The organism is Stenotrophomonas sp. YIM B06876 (genome assembly GCF_030711595.1).
Lineage (GTDB): Bacteria > Pseudomonadota > Gammaproteobacteria > Xanthomonadales > Xanthomonadaceae > Stenotrophomonas.
Map to the genome: position 1 here is coordinate 1 of NZ_JAUJUJ010000155.1, position 1,832 is coordinate 1,832.

At 63.1% G+C, this 1,832-nt stretch carries 1 protein-coding gene; it reads right to left on the reverse strand.

What is annotated here, in order from left to right:
* On the reverse strand, window positions 1-1,832 hold a 1,832-nt coding region (locus tag QZH66_RS15625), incomplete at both ends, for a ribonucleoside-diphosphate reductase subunit alpha (protein ID WP_305806822.1).

Below are 1,832 nucleotides of genomic sequence, written 5' to 3' on the forward strand. Positions count from 1 at the left end.
AGGTAGTAGGTGGTCTTGAGGCCGCGCAGCCAGGCCAGCTTGTAGGTCTCGTCGAGCTTCTTGCCCGATGCGCCGGCCATGTAGATGTTGAGCGACTGCGCCTGGTCGATCCACTTCTGGCGCCGTGCTGCAGCCTCCACCAGCCAGGTGGTCTCGACCTCAAACGCCGTCGCGTAGAGCGACTTGATGTTTTGCGGCACGCGGTCGATGGGGCGCAGCGACCCGTCGAAGTGCTTGAGGTCCATGACCATCACGTCGTCCCACAGGCCCAGGCGCTTGAGGTCGCGCACCAGGTAGCCGTTGATGATGGTGAACTCACCCGACAGGTTGGACTTGACCGACAGGTTGCCGAAGCACGGTTCGATCGACGCGTCCACGCCCACGATGTTGGAGATGGTGGCGGTCGGTGCGATGGCCGTGCAGTTGGAGTTGCGCATGCCGTCCTGGGCGATCTTCTTGCGCAGCGCGTCCCAGTCCAGCGTCGACGAGCGGTCCACTTCCACGTAGCCGCCGCGGGCCTTTTGCAGCATGTCGATGGTGTCGAACGGCAGTATGCCCTGGCTCCACAGCGAGCCTTCATAGGTCTGGTACTGGCCGCGTTCGCGCGCCAGTTCCGACGAGGCCCAGTAGGCGTAGTAGCAGATGGCTTCCATCGACGTATCGGCAAACTCCACGGCCTGCTGCGATGCGTAGGGGATGCGCAATTCGTACAGGCTGTCCTGGAAGCCCATCAGGCCCAGGCCCACTGGGCGGTGGCGCAGGTTCGAGTCCTTGGCTTTTTGCACGGCGTAGTAGTTGATGTCGATCACGTTGTCGAGCATGCGCATCGCCGTCTTGATGGTCTTCTTCAGCTTGTCGTGGTCGATGGCGCCGTCTTTCAGGTGCTGCAGCAGGTTCACCGAGCCGAGGTTGCAGACGGCCGTTTCGGTGTCGCTGGTGTTGAGCGTGATCTCGGTGCACAGGTTGGACGAGTGCACCACGCCGGCGTGCTGCTGCGGCGAGCGCACGTTGCAGGCATCCTTGAACGTGATCCAGGGGTGGCCGGTCTCGAACAGCATGGTCAGCATCTTGCGCCACAGGTCGGTGGCCTGGATGGTGCGCGCCGGCTTGATCTCGCCGCGTGCAGCCTTGGCTTCGTAGGCCACATAGGCCTTCTCGAAGTCAGCGCCGAAGAGGTCGTGCAGGTCGGGCACATTGTTCGGCGAGAACAGCGTCCAGGTACCTTTTTCCANGAACAGCATGGTCAGCATCTTGCGCCACAGGTCGGTGGCCTGGATGGTGCGCGCCGGCTTGATCTCGCCGCGTGCAGCCTTGGCTTCGTAGGCCACATAGGCCTTCTCGAAGTCAGCGCCGAAGAGGTCGTGCAGGTCGGGCACATTGTTCGGCGAGAACAGCGTCCAGGTACCTTTTTCCATGACACGGCGCATGAACAGGTCGGGGATCCAGTTGGCCGTGTTCATGTCGTGCGTGCGGCGGCGGTCGTCGCCGGTGTTCTTGCGCAGCTCCAGGAACTCTTCGATGTCGAGGTGCCAGGTCTCGAGGTAGGTGCAGACCGCGCCCTTGCGCTTGCCGCCCTGGTTCACGGCCACGGCGGTGTCGTTGACGACCTTGAGGAAGGGCACCACGCCCTGCGATTCGCCGTTCGTTCCCTTGATGTGTGAGCCCAGGGCGCGCACGCGCGTCCAGTCGTTGCCCAGGCCGCCGGCGAATTTCGACAGCAGCGCGTTTTCCTTGATCGACTCGTAGATGCCTTCGAGGTCGTCGGGCACGGTGGTCAGGTAGCAGGAAGACAGCTGCGAGCGCAGCGTGCCGCTGTTGAACAGCGTAGGCGT